The following is a 16,499-nucleotide window of genomic DNA, read 5'->3' on the forward strand; positions in this document are numbered from 1 at the left end:
GTTTCATTTTGACCCGCAATCGGGGACTGTTGCATGTCTATAGCTATCGAAAATAAAGCGGAAAACGCACAGCCAACAGAAGAGAGGGATCTCGGGCCATTGGCGTGGATCAATGACGAGGTTCGCCGGTCACTGGAATCCACGGTCAAGGCATTGCTTCGTTACAGCCGGGATGTGGAAGCGGCCAAGGTATCGGACTTGGAGGCGATCGACACCACCGGTATCCGGGTGGCCAAGCAGTACCTGCACCAGGTCAAGGGTGCGTTGCAGATGGTGGGTGTGGGCCAGGCGGCCGAGCTGGTGGGCCTGATGGAAGTGGCGGCGCAGCGTTTTGCGGCCAAGCCCCACCTGTGCACCGAGAAATCGGTCGCGCTGATGGAGCGCACGTCGTTTGCGCTGCTGGAGTACCTGAGCCATGTGCTCAAGGGGCGCAACGTCTCCTTCGTAGCGCTGTTTCCGCAGTACAAGGAAATGCAGGCCTTCACCGGTGTGGAGCGTGTCCACCCGGCCGATCTCTGGCAGGGCGACCAGGCGCAACAGGAACCGAAGACGCCGCCAGTGGCCGCACTGCCGCTGGACCGCGGCGCCCGTGAGCGCCTCGATGCGGACATGCTGCAGATCATCAAATCTGCCGACGCGCGTGCAGCGCAGGATTTGACCGCCGTCTGCCTGGGCCTGGCCCAGGGCCAGACGCAAGCCCCTTTGAAACTGTTCTGGAAGGTGGCCGCAGGCTTCTTCGACGCGCTGGCGTACAAGTTGCTCGACCCCGACCTCTATGTGAAGCGCTCGGCGTCGCGGGTGATCATGCAGTTCGCCGCGCATGCCAAGGGTGGCAGCGATGTGGACCAGAGCCTGCAGCATGAGCTGAATTTTTTCTGTGCCGTCGCCCAAGGCGCTGATGAGGCCAAGGCCACGGTGCTGCAAGCGGTCCGTGCCAGTCTGCAGACCGAGGCGCTGCAAGGCGTGAACTACGGCCAGGAGCGCTTTGGCCTGTATGACCCGGCTGTGCTCGCGCAGGCGCGCAAGCGCCTGGAGTCAGCTGCCGAGCTGTGGTCGTCGCTGGCCGATGGTGACCGCTACAAGATCAAGCCGGTCGCCGACCAGTTCCACCTGATCCGCGAATCGCTGCACAAGCTGCATATTGGTGCCGACGAGCTGGGCGCAGCGCTGGGCCGGGTGACCGAACGCCTGGTGAGCACCGGCACCCCGCCCTCGACCCCGATGGCGATGGAAGTCGCCACCGCCGTGCTGTACCTGCAGGCCAACCTGGAGTCGCTGGATGTCAAGCCTGCGCTGATGCGCGAGCGTGCGGACCGCCTGGCGCAGCGCCTCGACCATGTGCTGGCCGACCAGCCGCCCGAGCCTCTGGAGACCTGGGTCGAAGAGCTGTACCGCCGCGTCAGCGACCACCAGACCATGGGCAGCGTGGTCGATGAGCTCCACTCCACGCTGGCAGAGGCAGAAAAGCACCTCGACCAGTATTTCCGCAACCCCGAGGATGTCTCGATGCTGGGCACCGTCACCGGATCGCTGTCGCAGATGCGCGGCGTGCTGTCGGTGCTGGGTCTGGACCAGGCTGTCGCTGCCACGCAGCACCTGCGTTTGGTAGTGGACCAGCTGGCCGCCGGCCAGGTGGCCGACGACGACAAGCCCGTGGTTTTTGAGAAGCTGGGCAACAGCCTCGGCGCGCTGGGCTTTCTGCTCGACATGCTGGGCTACCAGCGTACCTTGGCGCGCAAGCTGTTTGTGTTTGATGCGACCAGTGGCGAGCTGCGCATTGTGATGGGCACCCAAAGGGCCGGCGATGTCGCGCCTGCCCCGGTGGCACCCGCGCCGGCCGCAGCGCCCGATGCGCCCGAGGAACCGGAAGACGATTCCGTCTACTTCGCGCCGACCATTCCGGCGCCCCTGTTCGAGGCCAGCCCGGCCCCGGCGCCCAAGGCGCCTGCGGTGCTCGCACCGGATCTGCAGTTTTTTGCGCCTGCCCCGGCACCGGTATCGGCACCAGCACCAGAACCATCCCCTGTGGCGGCAACCCCGGCGCAGCCGCAGGTCTCCGAGGAGGCACTGGACCAGGAGCTGCTGGACATCTTTTTGGAAGAGGCCCAGTCGGTCGTGCAGACAGGCGGCCAGGCACTGCAATCCCTGCGCCGCGATGCGGCCGATGCCGAGGCGCTGACGACCTTGCGCCGCGCCTTCCACACGCTCAAGGGCAGCTCCCGCATGGTCGGGCTGGTGCAGTATGGCGATGCGGCCTGGTCGATGGAACAGGTACTCAACAGCTGGCTGGCCGAACACAAACCGGCCGATGCGCCGCTGCTGGCGCTGAGCGCCGAGGCACTGACCGGTTTTGGCCGCTGGGCCGAGGACATTGGCGCGCAGCGCCAGTCCACCTGGAACCCGGAGATCTTCCGCATCTCCGCCGATGCCATGCGTCTGGATGGCGTGCACCTGCCCCTGGTGGTGCCTGCCGCGCCTGGCCAGGTGCCGCAGACGGAGCAGTGGCCGCACGGTACCGAGCCTTCGGCGCTGGAGTCCGATGCGGCTGCCGCAGCCGACGCTGCAGAAGAAGGGGCGGCGTTGGAGCTGACTCCGCCAGCGCCTGCTGCCGCACCGGATGCGCCGGCCGAGCCGGCGCCGGCGCTGGCCTGGCCGCTCGACGGCCTCGACCTGGAGCTGGACCCGCCCGCTGCGCTGGAGCCCGAGCCTGCCTTGACCACGCCTTCGGGCCTGGTGCCGCTGGCGATGGCGCCGGAAAGCGCCGAGGAGGTCGATTTCTCGGAGTTTGCCCAGGCGATGGCCAGTGCCGAGGCCAAGGCACCCGCTGTGCAGGATCCCGAGACGCTGCAGCCGCACGACAGCGCGCTGGACTTTGTATCGATGGACGCGGGTTTGGAATTTGTGGCCGACCTCGAGGCTGCCAAGCTGGAACCGGCGCCAACCCGCTTGCCGCTGGAGCTGCCATCGCTGGATCTGACCGACGTGCCCGCCTCGCTGGAGCCGGCCCCCCCGACTGGATTCGATGCCATCGAGTTCGCGGACACCATGCTGCCCGCGCTCGAAGCGCTGCCAGAGGAGCCGGTGGCCGAGCCCCAGACCCTGCTCGTGGTGCCCGATGATCTGGCGTTCCCCGAGCCGGTTCCGCAGGCGTTGGAAGTGACGGAGCCGGCTGAACTACTGCAGCCGCATCCAGACATCCCGGCAGCGGATCTGAACGAGGCGTTCGTGTCGGCTGCCGAGCAGCAGGCAGTCGAACCCGCGCTGCAGCCCGCCGCTGCCGCAGAGGCTGAGGCTGAGGCTGAGGCTGAGGCTGAGGCTGAGGCTGAGGCTGAGGCAGCGGCCGAGCTACCCGTCCACGCGGAAACGCAGGCCCATCCGGAAGCCCCCGCCGACGTGCAAGCAGAGGCGCTGGCTCCCGTGCCAGCGCCGTCTGACACCGAGCCGCCGGCCGATGCTCAGGAGCCGGCCGAGGTGGCCAATGTGCTGGGCGTAAGCCCGGCGCTGTTCAATGTCTACCTTGCGGAAGCCGAGAACTGGTCGCACAACCTGGAGAAGGTGCTGTACGCCTGGGCCCAGGCGCCCAACCGCAATTTCCCCGAAGACGCCATCGCCTACGCCCATTCATTGGCAGGCAGCTCGTCCACGGTCGGTTTCAGTTCGTTGTCCGAGCTGGCCCGGTCGCTGGAGCATGCGCTCTCGCACATCCACAACTTCTCCAACCCGGAGGTGTCCTGGCTCAATACCTGCCAGGCAGCGGGCTCGGAGATCCGCAAGCTGCTGCACCAGCTGGCAGCCGGTTTTGTCAAACCGGCCAGCGAGATCGTGGTGCAGGACCTCGAAGACATTGCGAACCAGGAAATCAACTCGCAATTGCATCCGCCTTATGGCATGGCCGAGTTCGACCTCGAGCCCTCTGGCCTGGGCGAGTTGCGCGAGCATCCGGCCCGCGCAGCCGAGCCGGCCCGCGCCTTTGCAGCTGCAGCCGCCGTGCCGGCCGCTGCGTTGCCCGATCTGCTGGAGTTGCGCAATGACGATGCGATCGAAGTCGTCGACGTCATTGACCCCGACCTGTTCCTGATTTTCGAAGAAGAAGCGCAGGAGCTGCTGCCCAAGCTGGGTGGGGCGCTGCGCGAGTGGTCTTCCGACCCGCAGTACCTGCCGCCGCGCGGCGAAGTGCTGCGCCATCTGCACACGCTCAAGGGCAGTGCGCGGCTGGCAGGCGCGATGCGCCTGGGCGAAATGTCCCACCGCATGGAGTCCGAGGTCGAGGACATCGGCACCGAAAACCTGACCGGCCAGGACATCGAGATTCTGCTGGCGCGTTACGACGGCCTGCAGCAGGAATTTGTCGGTCTGCAGGAGCGGGGCAACCAGGTGCTGGCAGAGGGTGCCTTGCCCCAGCAGGCCCCTGCAGCCACCGAGATGGGCGAAGTGGTGGCCGAAGTGGCGGCCAGCACGCCCGCTGCACAGGAAAGCGCCAGTGCAGAGCAGGCGCTGCAAGCAGCCGATGCCGCTGACGCCAGCGCTGGCGTACAGCACAAGCCGCTGATGCTGCGCATGGCGCCGGTGCGTGCCGCTGCCGGTCAATCGGTGCGTGTGCGCTCGCAGTTGCTCGACCGCCTGGTCAATGAGGCAGGCGAGGTGCTGATTGCCCGCTCGCGTCTGGACATGCGCCTGAGCAACATCCGCTCGTCGATCAAGGACATGTCGAGCAACCTGGAGCGCTTGCGCACCTTGCTGCGCGATGTGGAGATGCAGGCCGAGTCGCAGATGCAGTCGCGCATGGCGCTGGCCAAGGATTCGGATTCGGGCTTCGATCCGCTGGAGTTCGACCGCTTCACCCGCGTGCAGGAACTCACCCGCATGATGGCCGAGTCGGTCAACGACGTGGGCACGGTGCAGCGCAATCTGCAGCGCACCGCCGAAGGCGCCGAAGACGATCTGATTGCCCAGGGCCGCCAGGCGCGCGAGCTGCAGCGGGACCTGCTGCGCACGCGCATGGTGGAGTTCGACTCCATCTCCGAGCGTCTTTACGCCATCGTGCGCCAGATCTCCAAGGAGCTGGGCAAACAGGTCAAGCTGGACATCACCGGTGCCTCGATCGAGATCGACCGGGGTGTGCTGGACCGGGTCACCCCGGCCTTCGAGCACTTGCTGCGCAACAGCGTGGCGCACGGTATCGAAACGCCGGAGGAGCGCAAGGCGCAAGGCAAGCAGCCGGTGGGCACGATCGCCATCGATGTGCGCCAGGAAGGCAATGATATCGCCGTGTCCATCCACGACGACGGCGCGGGCCTGCAGCTTGAGGCCATTCGCCGCAAGGCCATGCAGTCGGGTCTGATCACGGCCGACGAGCCGCTCGATGTGGACAAGGCGGCGCAGCTGATCTTTGCCCCCGGCTTCTCCACAGCCACCGAGGTCTCCGAGCTGTCGGGGCGCGGTATCGGCATGGACGTGGTGCGTACCGAGATCCAGTCGCTGGGTGGCCACATCGTGACCACGTCGGAGACCGGCAAGGGCACGCGCTTCCAGATGGTGATGCCGCTGACCACGGCGGTGACCCAGGTGGTGATGATGCGCGCCGGCGATCTCAAGTTCGGCGTTCCCGCCAATCTGGTGGAATACGTGCGGCGCGTGCCCAAGGCGCTGATCGAGCAGGCCCATGCCAACGGTGTCTACACCGACAACGAGCAGGAGCTGCCGTATTACTTTGCCGGTGCGCTGCTGCAGGGCCACCTGCGCAGCCAGGAAGAGCCGGAGAAGACCAGCGCGGTCGTGATCTTGCGCTCGGCCACCAAGCGCCTGGCCGTGCACGTCGATGAAGTGCTGGGCAACCAGGAAGTCGTGGTCAAGAACCTGGGCCCGCAACTGGCGCGCCTGCCAGGTCTGGCCGGCATGTCGGTGCTGGCATCCGGTGCGATTGTGCTGATCTACAACCCGGTGGCCTTGTACACCGTGTATGGCCAGCAGATTGCCGACCGCATTGCCGAAGCGGCGGTGCGCCCTGAAGTGGCCAAGGCACCGGTGCGTGAGTTGGCCGAGCAGGTGGTGCAGACGCCTTTGGTGCTGGTGGTCGACGACTCCATCACCGTGCGCCGCGTGACCCAGCGTTTGCTGCAGCGCGAAGGCTACCGCGTAGCGCTGGCCGCCGATGGCCTGCAGGCGCTGGACCGTCTGCGCGAGGAGCGCCCGGTCATGGTGCTGTCGGACATCGAGATGCCGCGCATGGACGGCTTCGAGCTGGTGCGCGAAATCCGTGCCGATGCGGCGATGAAGGACCTGCCGGTGGTGATGATCACCTCGCGCATTGCCGACAAGCACCGCGAGCACGCGGCCAGCCTGGGCGTGGACCATTACCTGGGCAAGCCCTATGCCGACGAAGTACTGCTGTCGCTGGTTCGCCAGTGTGTGCTGGACAATGAGATCAAGGCGGCCGACGCCGCCCCGCTGCACTGATCGGGCCGATGGCTCCAGTCCCAAGGGCTGCCTGCGGGCAGCCCTTTTTTTATGCGCGCCCGGCAGCCCTTGCTGCGTGCTGTGCACCCAAAAGGGCGCCGGGCTGCCCGTACAATGGTTCCCCATGAGCGCTGAGATCGACACTTCCGGGACCATGAACCTGACACACCATTTTCTGATTGCGATGCCTGGCATGCAAGACGAGATGTTTGGCCGCAGCGTGGTCTATGTGTGCGAGCACAGCGAAAAAGGCGCGCTGGGCATCATCATCAACAAGCCCTCGGACATCACGATGGGCAAGCTGTTTGACAAGGTCGATCTGCCACTGCGCCGCGAGGACCTGGAGCTCGAACCCGTGTTCCAGGGCGGCCCGGTGCATACCGAGCGCGGCTTTGTGCTGCACGACCGGATCGTCATCGAATCGGGCGCCGCCGACGAGTCCGCGTACTCGGCCACCTTGACCATTCCGGGCGGCCTGGAGATGACCACCTCGCGCGATGTTCTTGAAGCGCTGTCCACCGGCGCCGGTCCGCACCGGGTGCTGGTATCGCTGGGCTATTCGACCTGGGGCGAGGGCCAGCTGGAGTCGGAGATCACCGAAAACGCCTGGCTGACCGTGCATGCCGATGCAGGCGTGATTTTTGATACACCGGTGGCCGAGCGCTACAACACGGCGCTGGCGCTGCTGGGCGTGCAGCCCTGGGCGCTGTCTGCCGCTGCTGGCCGCGCATGACGGACGCTGCCACCAAGCCTTCGCTGGCAGAAGCGGCGCGCATGCAGAGCTTCATCGCCTTTGACTTTGGCATGAAGCGTACCGGCGCTGCCTTTGGCACCCGGATGCTGGGCACGGCCCGGCCGCTGCCGACGATCCATGCCGAAGGCAAGGCCCGTTTCACGCCGATGGAGAGCCTGATCAGCCAGTGGCAGCCCGACGCGCTGGTCGTCGGCATTCCCTACCACCCCGACGGCGCGGCCCATGAAAATACCGCGCTGGCGCTGCGCTTTGCGCGCCAGCTGCGGGGGCGCTTTGGACTGCTGGTGTTCGAGGTGGATGAGCGCTACAGCACCACCGAGGCGCTGGCCAACGGCGCGCGCGATGCCGATGCGGCCTCGGCCTGCATCATTCTCGAGCAGTTCATGCGCAGCCTGGATGTGCCCGATCTGGGCGGCACGGCCTGAAACCCCGCTGGCCCGCCATGCAAGCGCTGACCCGTTCCCTGATTGGCCTGTGGCGCCTGGCGCGCATGGGTCTGCATATCGTGGTGGGTGTCATCACGATCTGGCTGACGTTTGGCCGCCTGGGCCATGCCGAGCGCAACCGGGCGGTGGAGCGCTGGGCCGCTCAACTGCTCCGGCTGAGCGGCATCGAGCTACGGGTGCTGGGTGCGGTGCCTGCGCACGGCCCCTTGCTGATCGTTGCCAACCATCTGTCCTGGCTCGACATTCCGGCCATCCATGCGGCCGGGCACTGCCGCTTTGTTTCCAAATCCGACGTCAAGGCCTGGCCCGTCATCGGCGGCCTAGCCAGCGCCGCAGGCACCTTGTTCATTGAGCGCAACTCCCGGCGCGATGCGATGCGCACCGTCAGCCGCATGGAGGATGCAATGCGCCACGGGGATATCGTTGCGGTCTTCCCCGAGGGGACGACGGGCGATGGCCGGCAGCTGCTGCCTTTCCATGCCAACCTGCTGCAATCGGCGATTGCGGCCGAGGCGCCGGTGCTGCCCTTGGGGCTGTGCTTTTACGACAAGCTAAGTGGCCGCATGAGCAGTGCCCCGAGCTATATAGGCGACGAGAGCCTGCTGGGATCCATCTGGCGCACCGTGACGGCACCGCCGTTGGTGGCGCAGCTGAACTATGGCCAGCCGCAGGCCAGCGCAGGCCGCAACCGGCGCGACTGGTCGGCCGACCTGCAGGCGGCGGTGGACCAGCTGCGCCAGGTGCAGCGCTGACGAGGACCGAGGGCTGCTGGCCTGAGGCTCATTGCCCGGGCGCGAAGCAGACCAGATGCTCGGGCTGGGCACGCAGGCCGATGCTGTCGCCCACCGCGTGCTGCAGCTGGCTGGAGACCTGCGCATAGACCAGCTGCTGGCTGGGCAGCTGCAAGGTGTAGAGATACTGCGATCCCCGGAAGGATTTGCGCAGCAAGGTGGCGCGGTACGGCGAGGCAGGGTCAAACACCACCTCGCTGGCGCGCAGCAGCACATCGCAGGCCTGTGATGCTTCCGGCGCGGCGATGGCACCGAGCGGGGTGTCGAGCTGCCAGCCTTGCGCAGACGACACCGGGGTGGCCGGCAGCAGACTGCCGTGGCCGATGAAGTTGGCCACAAAGCGGCTGGCGGGTTGCTGGAACAAGGTGCTGGCATCGGCCCATTGGTGCAGGTGGCCGCTTTCCATCACGCCAATCTGGTCGCCAATCGCAAAGGCCTCCAGCTGGTCGTGCGTGACGAACAGCGCGGTCGCCTGCGCGGCCTTGAGGATGTCGCGCAGCTCATGGGCCAGGCGTTCACGCAGATCCACATCGAGGTTGGAGAAGGGCTCATCCAGCAGCATCAGCTGCGGCCGGGGCGCCAGCGCCCGGGCCAGCGCCACCCGCTGCTGCTGGCCGCCTGACAGCTCATGCGGGTAGCGCCCAGCGCTGTTCTCCAGCCCCACGAGGCGCAGCACCTCCTGCACGCGCTGCTGCTGCTCCGACCGGGGCAACTGGTGGATGCCGAAGGCCACATTCTTGCCCACCGTCAGATGCGGAAAAAGGGCGTAATCCTGGAACACCATGCCGATGCGGCGTTTCTCGGGCGGCAGATTAGCGCTGCTGCTGCTGACGACCTGGCCTTGCAGGCGGATCTCGCCGCTGGCGATCGGCTCGAGCCCGGCCACTGCACGCAGCAAGGTGGTCTTACCGCAGCCCGAGGGGCCAATCAGCACGCCGATATCGCCTGCCTGCAGCTGCAAAGACACCTGCGCCACCGCAGGCTTGGGGCGCCCGGCATAGCGCACATTCAGTTGGGAGACCTCTAGAAACATGGCCGCATTGTAGAGGGCTCTCCCGGGCAAAGGGCTTAGGTGCCTGGCAGGTAGAATCGCCAGCTTTTGGCCCGTCAGTGATTCGCATTTGCAAAATCTCGCCCGCTTCCGTCGTCAGCTGCTGCTGGTAGCCATTGCCCTGGTGCTGGTATTGCCGGTGCTCACCGTCTTTAGCGCCTGGTTGCCCGGGGCGGGCAATGACCTCGGTGCGTTTGCCGTGGTGCGCGAAATGTTTGCGACGGTGCTGCCGGGCTACATCCGTACCACGGTGGCGCTGGGGCTGATGGTGGCGTTGGGTTCGGCGGTCGTGGGCACCCTGTGCGCGGCGGTGGTGACCCTGTTCGACTTTCGCGGCCGCAAGACCTTGGAATGGCTGCTGCTGCTGCCGCTGGCGATGCCCGCCTATGTGACGGCCTATGCCTATACCGATTTTCTGCAGTTCAGCGGGCCGCTGCAGGTGTGGATGCGTGCCAGCTTCGGGCTGCAAGGGCGGCTGCTGCCGGAGGTGCGGTCGCTCGGCGGCGCCGTGCTGGTGTTTGTGGTCTCGCTCTACCCTTATGTCTACCTGCTGGCGCGCACGGCGCTGAGCGAGCGCGCCGCCCACCTGATGGAGGCGGCGCGCCTGCTGGGCGCGTCGATGCCGCGCCGGATCTGGGCGGTGGCCTTGCCGATGGCCCGGCCAGCGGTGGTGGCCGGTGTGGCACTGGTGATGATGGAGACCCTGGCCGATTTCGGGGTGGTGAGCTACTTTGGCATTCAGACCTTCACCACCGGCATCTACAAGGCCTGGCTGTCGATGGAGAACCGCAGTGCCGCAGCCCAGCTGGCCACGATGCTGCTGGTTTTGGTGCTGGTGGTGCTGCAGCTGGAGCTGCGCGCGCAGCGGCGCATGCGCTTTGTCACCAGCGGGGTGGGGCGCGCCTCATCGGCCGAGGCCCAGCCGTATCGCCTGCAGGGTGCGCGCTGCCTGGCGGCCTGGTTGCTCTGTGCGTTGCCGGTGCTGCTGGGCTTTGTGCTGCCCGTCATGTTCATGCTGCGGCCCTTGGCGGCCGATTGGTCGGTGATTCCGTTGGACCGCTTTGTGCAGTGGGCCGGCAACAGCATCCGCTTTGGGGCCATCACTGCCGTGCTGGCCGTGGCCATTGCCTTGCTGGCCGCCTATGCGGCCCGCCGCAGCCAGGACTGGGTCACGCGCAGCACGGTGGGCCTCATCAGCCTGGGCTATGCGGTGCCCGGCGCGGTGATCGTCGTGGGCCTGCTGCTGCCAGTGGGCTGGGTGCAGCAGGCGTTTCCGCAATGGGCCTTTCCAGCGCTGATCACCGCGACCTCAGCCGGCATCATCTGGGCCTATCTGGTGCGCTTCACTGCCATTGCGCTGCAGTCCCTGCAGAGCGGCTACACCCGCATTCCCAGAAGTCTGGATGAATCGGCACGCATGCTGGGTGTGGGCAGCGCCGGCCTTCTGGCCCGCGTGCATGGCCCGCTGCTGCGGCGCTCGGCCCTGACCGCCGCGTTGCTGGTCTTTGTGGATGTGATGAAGGAGCTGCCCGCCACGATGGTGCTGCGGCCCTTCAACAGTGACACGCTGGCCGTGGTGGCCTACCAGCTGGCACGCGACGAGCGCCTGGGCGAGGCGGCGCTGCCGTCGCTGGCGCTGGTGCTGGTGGGGCTGGTGCCGGTCATCTTGCTGATCCGCACGATGCGCAGCTCGGCATCGCGCTGATACCGCTCATCCTCGTTGCCTAGCTGGCGGTTCAGCAGGCTGGCCGCGCACATTCCATCGGCGCATTCTGCAAGCTGAATCACCACAGCGGCTGCACGCTCCCCCTAATTTGGATCTCCGTGGTGTTATTGCCCTATCGATAGGTGACCTATATCGCCTTTGATCTGGATCAAACAACCATCTCGGGTTTTCCCTTAAACTGAATTTTTGAAACATTAATTGACTATTGGTGTTTCATTTTTTGAATCACCGAGATGCTTGCCGTCCGCGTGATTGGATGGCTGGCGCGCCGAGGTGGTGCCAGGCTTGGCTTCCCGTCCACCTCCCAATGCCGCGCAGCGGCTCCCATCGCGTGCAAACACCAACTCCCGTTCTGGAAACAGACAACTGGGGCGTGGCCTATGGCGACAAGGTCATCCTCTCCAGCCTGCAACTGCAGATCGCCCCTTGCGCCATCACAGTCCTGATGGGGCCGGTCGGAGGGGGCAAGTCCACGGTGTTGCGCAGTCTGGCGGGCCTCAATGACGAAAACCCGCGCTTTGCGCAATGGGGACAGTTGCGCTATGCCGGCCAGCCGCTGGCGGGCGTCCACCGCCCCCACCTGGTGCGCCAGCATGTGCGCCTGATGCAGTCGAGCGTGCAGGATTCGCTCAGCGAGTTGCTGCCGCAGGCCCATCTGCTCTCCGGTTTGGACCGCCGTGCCTGGTGCGAGGCCTATCTGGACCGCATGGGCTTTGCCGATATCAAACCGCTGCTGGCGCAAACAACGGTGGAGCTGTCTGCGATGCACCAGCGTGCGGTAGCCATTCTGCGCGAAGCCGCTGCCCAACCCTTGCTGCTGATGTGCGATGAGCCCACTGCCGACTTGCAGGACTACGACGCCTATCTGCTGCTGGAACTGCTCAAACGCATTGCCCATGAGCGCGCTGTGCTGCTGGTGACCCACAACCAGCGCCATGCCCAGCGCGTGGCCGACCATGTGCTGCTGCTGGCCGGTGGTGCGGTGCAGGAGACGAGCCGCGCTGACCACTTTTTCTCCGCGCCGTATTCTCCGGCAGGCCAGCAGTTTGTACGCAGCGGCAGCTGTGCCGTGGTGGTGCCGCAGCAGACGGTGCAAGAGGCCATGCAGGCCGAACCTGCACCTGCAGCGCTGCAGGCCCCCGCCCGCACCGCTGCGCAGGCGGCCCGCCAAAGCCAGCGCGCGGTATTGCCCGATCTGGCGCTGGCCAACCCGGTGCTGGCGGCCGAACACTATGTGCCCGGCGCGCGCGGGCCGCGCGGTTTTGCCTGGCTGGTGCCGGGCAAGCTGGCCGGCACGCCGCTGCCGGGTGTGGTCAACGACACCGATGTGGACATGCAGGCGCTGAGGCGTTGCGGCATCACCGTGCTGGTGTCGTTGACCGAGACCGATATCGACCAGGCGGCGCTGGCGCGCAACGGCCTGCGCAATGTGCATCTGCCGGTGCATGACCGGGAACCGCCATCGGTGTCACAGCTGCAGATGCTGATGCTGAAGATGAAGCGCCTGCTGCTGGCCGGCGAAGTGCTGGCGGTGCACTGCCTGGCGGGCCTGGGCCGCACCGGCACCGTGCTGGCGGCCTGGCTGGTGTTCGAGGGCATTACCGCCGAAGAAGCGCTGCGCCGTGTGCGCGAGATTGAACCGCAGTACGTGCAGTCGGAGCGGCAGGAGCAGGCGCTGCTGGCCTACGAAGCCATGCTGCTCGAAAAAATGGGCTGACCGCCACCGGCGTGCCAGCCCTCATCCCCCCATTTTTGAAGGAACCCAACACATGTCCATGGATACCGTTTTGCAGAAGGTCGCTACATTTGTGCCCGAATGCCTGGCTGCCGGCTATGTCGATGTGGCTACCGGCATGCTGCTGGCCATTCGCACGGTCGATTCGCACCCGCGCGAGGTGATCGACCTGGTGGCCGCGGCCACCGCCGACCTCTTCAATGGTCCCAATGTGTCGATGATCGAGCGCATGTTCAAGAAGTCGCGCGGTCTGCAGGACGATGGCCACCACTATTTCCAGGAAATCATCGTCAACAGCGACAACCTGATCCATATCTTCATGCGCGGCAAGGCCAACCCCGAGTATGTGGCCGTGCTGGTCTGCCGGCGCACCGCCAACCTGGGTATGGCGCTGACCAAGGCGCGCATCATCATGCCCGAGCTCGAAGCCTCTCTGTAATAAGATCGGGGGCATGGCCCAAGACACGATCACCATCTACCACAACGCTCGCTGCAGCAACTCACGCGGCGCGCTGGCGCTGATGGAGGCCCGGGGCATCGAGCCCCGGATTGTGGACTACCTGCGTGCGCCGCTGGACAGCGCGCAACTCGCGGCGCTGATCGCGCAGCTGGGGCTGCCGGTGCGCGAGGTGATGCGCAGCAAGGAGGCCATTTATGAGGCGCTGGATCTGGGCCGTGCGGGCTTGAGCGATGCCGAACTGATTGCGCAGATCGCCGCCCATCCCGAGCTGCTCAACCGGCCCATCGTCGTGAGCGCCAAGGGCGCGCGTCTGTGCCGCCCGCCTGAGCGGGTGCTTGACCTGCTCTGATGGGCCCGGCCGCTTGCGCGCCCAGCCGCCGTCCCGCGCACGCTGACGGGCAGTAGGCCATGCTGCGCGTGACCGTCCTCTCGGGCCTGGGCCACACGATTGCGGTGGTGGTGGCGCTGCTGGTCTACACCTTGGTCACGCGTGCCGGGCACCAGCGCCGCCATCCCGCGTCCGCCATCGGCTGGGTGCTGGGCATGGTCACCTTTCCCTATCTCTTCCTGCCTCTTTTTCTGGTGTTCGGGCCGCGCAAGGCGGTGCGGCCGCCAGCGCATGCCGTTCTCCCCCCCGCCGGCCAGCGCCGCAGCACGGTGCCCCCTCAGGTGCCGGGCTGGGCAGGCCAGTTGCTGGCCAGCATGGAGCTCGATCCGGCCCAGCCCAATGCGGAAGTGGTGTTCCATGAAGATGGCCTGCAGGCCTTGCAGCAGCTGCTGCGGTTGATCGAGCAGGCGCAGCGCAGCCTGGATGTCTGCACCTATGTGTTTGCCGACGATGTCGTCGGTCGTCAGATCGGCACGGCGCTGCAGCAGGCTGCGCAGCGCGGTGTCAAGGTGCGGCTGCTGCTCGATGGCGTGGGCTGCTGGCGCCTGCTGCCCATGCGGCTGCGCCAGTTGCGGCGCTCGGGCGTGCTGGTGCGTCGCTTCATGGTGCCGATGCTCCAGCCGATTCGCGGTGGCAGCAATCTGCGCAACCACCGCAAGCTCGCAGTGGCTGACGGCGTGCATGTCTGGAGCGGCGGGCGCAATCTGGCCGATGAGTACTTTCTGCCCAGCAGTGCCGGGCACCCGGCCTGGGTCGACCTGAGCTTCAACGTGCAAGGGGCCCTGGCCGGCGTGGTGGCTGCGCAGTTCGAGGCCGATTGGCGCGCGGCCAGAGGCCGGCGCCGCCCTATGTGGCTGTCGCCAGCGATGGCGCTGGGGGGTGGCGACCAGGGCTGGGCCCAGTGGCTGCCCAGCGGCCCCGACCATGCCGATGACACCTTGCATGCGCTCTACCTGGCCAGCGCCTTCCATGCGCAGACATCGATCACCTTGGTGAGCCCGTATTTTGTGCCCGATGACGCGCTGCTGGAGGCCTGGTGCCTGGCCTGCCGGCGCGGCGTGCACCTGCGCGTGGTGGTGCCCCAGTGCTCCAACCACCGCCTGGCCGATTGGGCCCGTGAGCGCGCATTGCGGGCGCTGGTGCTTGCCGGTGCCCAGGTGTATTGCTCACCCCACATGGTGCATGCGAAGGTGGTGGTGGTCGATGACCGCATGGCCTTGTGCGGTTCGGCGAACCTCGACGGGCGCAGCCTGTTCTTGAACTACGAGGCGATGACCGCGTTCTACAGCGCCCGGGAGATCGCCTGGCTCCAGCATTGGTGCGGGCAGCAGATGGCAGAAAGCACGACCTATGCCTACCGTGCACCGGGGTGGTGGCGGGATGTCGGAGAGGGTCTGGTGCGGGGCGTTGCCTTCCAGCTGTGAAGCGCCGATCCGCAGCAGACCCCAAAAAAAGCCACCCGCAGGTGGCTTGTACCAGACCAGGAAGCCATCAGGCCCGGACCCGTTTGCGTGAACGCGCCAGGCCCCAGCCTGCCACCAGGCCCGACATGCCCAGCAACGCCCAGATGCCGAACACGGGAACCGCTTGGGGCGTCGCAGGTTGTGGCGGTGTGGTGGTCGTCTTGACCGGGCCGAAGGCCGCACTGCACACCTCGGGACCCACCAAGGTGCCCCGGACGGCCACGGGAGTGACACAGTAGTACAGATAGGCTTTGTCATCGGCAGCCTGGGTGGTGTAGGTCACCGTGCCTGCGGCGCCCAGCGTGTTGCCCGACTGCAGCACGGTGCCCTGGGCGGCCTGGGTCAGGCTGGCGTTGTCACTGCGCACCCATTGGTAGCGGGTACCGGTGGCGCTGCTGTCTTCGGGGTCGGATTCGGTATCGGCGTAGCCATAGGTCCCCGTCAGGGTCTGGCCGACGTCAGGCTGGCCGCTGACGGCAGGGGTGGCGGCCGGTGCATCATTGGGCAGGCAGGCATTGCTGCCTGAGATAGCCGCTGCGAAACCCATGTAAGGGTTTCCGCTTTTGACATAGACGGTCATGGTGTTTGCACCGGCCTGCCAGTCGGGCGAGGCCATGCTGGCGATGGAGAGCCAGCGGTTGGTGCCAAAACCGTTGTAGTTGAACTGGTTGGTGCTGCCTGCCTGCGGCAGGCCCCAGGTGCCCAGGCCCCTTGCCACCTGCGATTTGCCGTTGATGAAGATATCGACCACCGAGTTGTCGGCGCTGTAGGTCATCGAAGGCGCAAAGCTGCCCAGAGATACTGCCGGGTCGATGCTGAATTGCACCTGGAACAGGGCATCGATATTGCCGAAGTTCGCGCCGTCGACATAGGGCTGGCCGCCCCAGGCATTGGCAGCGATCCATTGCGCAGTGCTGCTGGCCGCTGGTGTGCTGGTCCAGCTCGACACGCGGCTGGTGACGATCGTGGCATCCCCAAAGCTGCGCCAGTTGGCCGGATCGCTGCCCGCATAGGCAGACAGGTACTGAAAGCGCCAACGGCTGTCGACCTGTGCGTTGCCGGGGCTGGGCTGGCCGGTATTGAGTTGGGCCAGCGAGTTGGGGCTGCAATCGATCGTGACGGAGGTTTGGGCCTGTGCCAGGCTCCATACGCCCCAGCTGGCGGCAAGAAGGGCGCTGGCCGCCCAGTGGCGTGCCGGGTGTTTTTGTCGATGGGACATGGTCGATGTA

11 protein-coding genes are annotated in these 16,499 nt (G+C 66.3%); 9 read left to right on the forward strand and 2 right to left on the reverse strand.

What is annotated here, in order from left to right; all coding sequences use genetic code 11:
• Window positions 1-99: 99 nt before the first annotated feature.
• The 4 genes from ACCQ08_RS23295 to ACCQ08_RS23310 all read left to right on the forward strand — a co-directional run bounded on the left by ACCQ08_RS23295 (window position 100) and on the right by ACCQ08_RS23310 (window position 8,408).
• Window positions 100-6,456: an Hpt domain-containing protein gene (locus ACCQ08_RS23295; RefSeq protein WP_373451150.1), complete on the forward strand. Its 6,357-nt coding sequence runs from the start codon at window positions 100-102 to the stop codon at window positions 6,454-6,456.
• Between the two features lie 124 nt (window positions 6,457-6,580).
• The gene (locus tag ACCQ08_RS23300; protein ID WP_239809316.1) at window positions 6,581-7,189 is read left to right on the forward strand and encodes a YqgE/AlgH family protein; all 609 of its coding nucleotides are present in this window, start codon (window positions 6,581-6,583) and stop codon (window positions 7,187-7,189) included.
• On the forward strand, window positions 7,186-7,635 hold the full coding sequence (gene ruvX / locus ACCQ08_RS23305) for a Holliday junction resolvase RuvX (RefSeq protein WP_312412554.1): 450 nt from the start codon (window positions 7,186-7,188) through the stop codon (window positions 7,633-7,635). The genes ACCQ08_RS23300 and ruvX overlap by 4 nt, the downstream gene beginning before the upstream one ends.
• A 17-nt stretch (window positions 7,636-7,652) precedes the next feature.
• Window positions 7,653-8,408: a lysophospholipid acyltransferase family protein gene (locus ACCQ08_RS23310; RefSeq protein WP_373451151.1), complete on the forward strand. Its 756-nt coding sequence runs from the start codon at window positions 7,653-7,655 to the stop codon at window positions 8,406-8,408.
• A gap of 28 nt (window positions 8,409-8,436) precedes the next feature.
• Here ACCQ08_RS23310 and ACCQ08_RS23315 read toward each other — a convergent pair whose 3' ends face one another.
• On the reverse strand, window positions 8,437-9,480 hold the full coding sequence (locus ACCQ08_RS23315; protein ID WP_373451152.1) for an ABC transporter ATP-binding protein: 1,044 nt from the start codon (window positions 9,478-9,480) through the stop codon (window positions 8,437-8,439).
• 88 nt (window positions 9,481-9,568) lie between these two features.
• On the opposite strand from ACCQ08_RS23315, the gene ACCQ08_RS23320 reads away from it, so the two are divergent.
• The 5 genes from ACCQ08_RS23320 (at window position 9,569) to ACCQ08_RS23340 (ending at window position 15,231) form a co-directional block, all read left to right on the forward strand.
• Entirely contained in the window at window positions 9,569-11,203 is a 1,635-nt protein-coding gene (locus tag ACCQ08_RS23320; RefSeq protein ID WP_373451153.1) for an ABC transporter permease, read from the forward strand.
• A 352-nt stretch (window positions 11,204-11,555) separates the two neighbouring features.
• Complete coding sequence (locus ACCQ08_RS23325) at window positions 11,556-12,941, forward strand: ATP-binding cassette domain-containing protein (protein WP_373451154.1); 1,386 nt, start codon at window positions 11,556-11,558, stop codon at window positions 12,939-12,941.
• Window positions 12,942-12,993: 52 nt separating this feature from the next.
• Window positions 12,994-13,398 (forward strand): hypothetical protein, encoded by a 405-nt coding sequence (locus ACCQ08_RS23330; protein ID WP_133855284.1) that lies wholly within the window; start codon window positions 12,994-12,996, stop codon window positions 13,396-13,398.
• Window positions 13,399-13,411: 13 nt separating this feature from the next.
• Complete coding sequence (gene arsC, locus ACCQ08_RS23335; RefSeq protein WP_239809310.1) at window positions 13,412-13,768, forward strand: arsenate reductase (glutaredoxin); 357 nt, start codon at window positions 13,412-13,414, stop codon at window positions 13,766-13,768.
• Between the two features lie 59 nt (window positions 13,769-13,827).
• Window positions 13,828-15,231, forward strand: coding sequence for a phosphatidylserine/phosphatidylglycerophosphate/cardiolipin synthase family protein (locus ACCQ08_RS23340; protein WP_373451155.1), 1,404 nt, complete (start codon window positions 13,828-13,830; stop codon window positions 15,229-15,231).
• Window positions 15,232-15,298: 67 nt separating this feature from the next.
• Here ACCQ08_RS23340 and ACCQ08_RS23345 read toward each other — a convergent pair whose 3' ends face one another.
• Window positions 15,299-16,489 (reverse strand): hypothetical protein, encoded by a 1,191-nt coding sequence (locus ACCQ08_RS23345; protein WP_373451156.1) that lies wholly within the window; start codon window positions 16,487-16,489, stop codon window positions 15,299-15,301.
• Window positions 16,490-16,499: the final 10 nt, after the last annotated feature.

Source organism: Comamonas sp. SY3 (assembly GCF_041730275.1).
Taxonomy (GTDB): Bacteria; Pseudomonadota; Gammaproteobacteria; order Burkholderiales; family Burkholderiaceae_C; genus Comamonas; species Comamonas sediminis.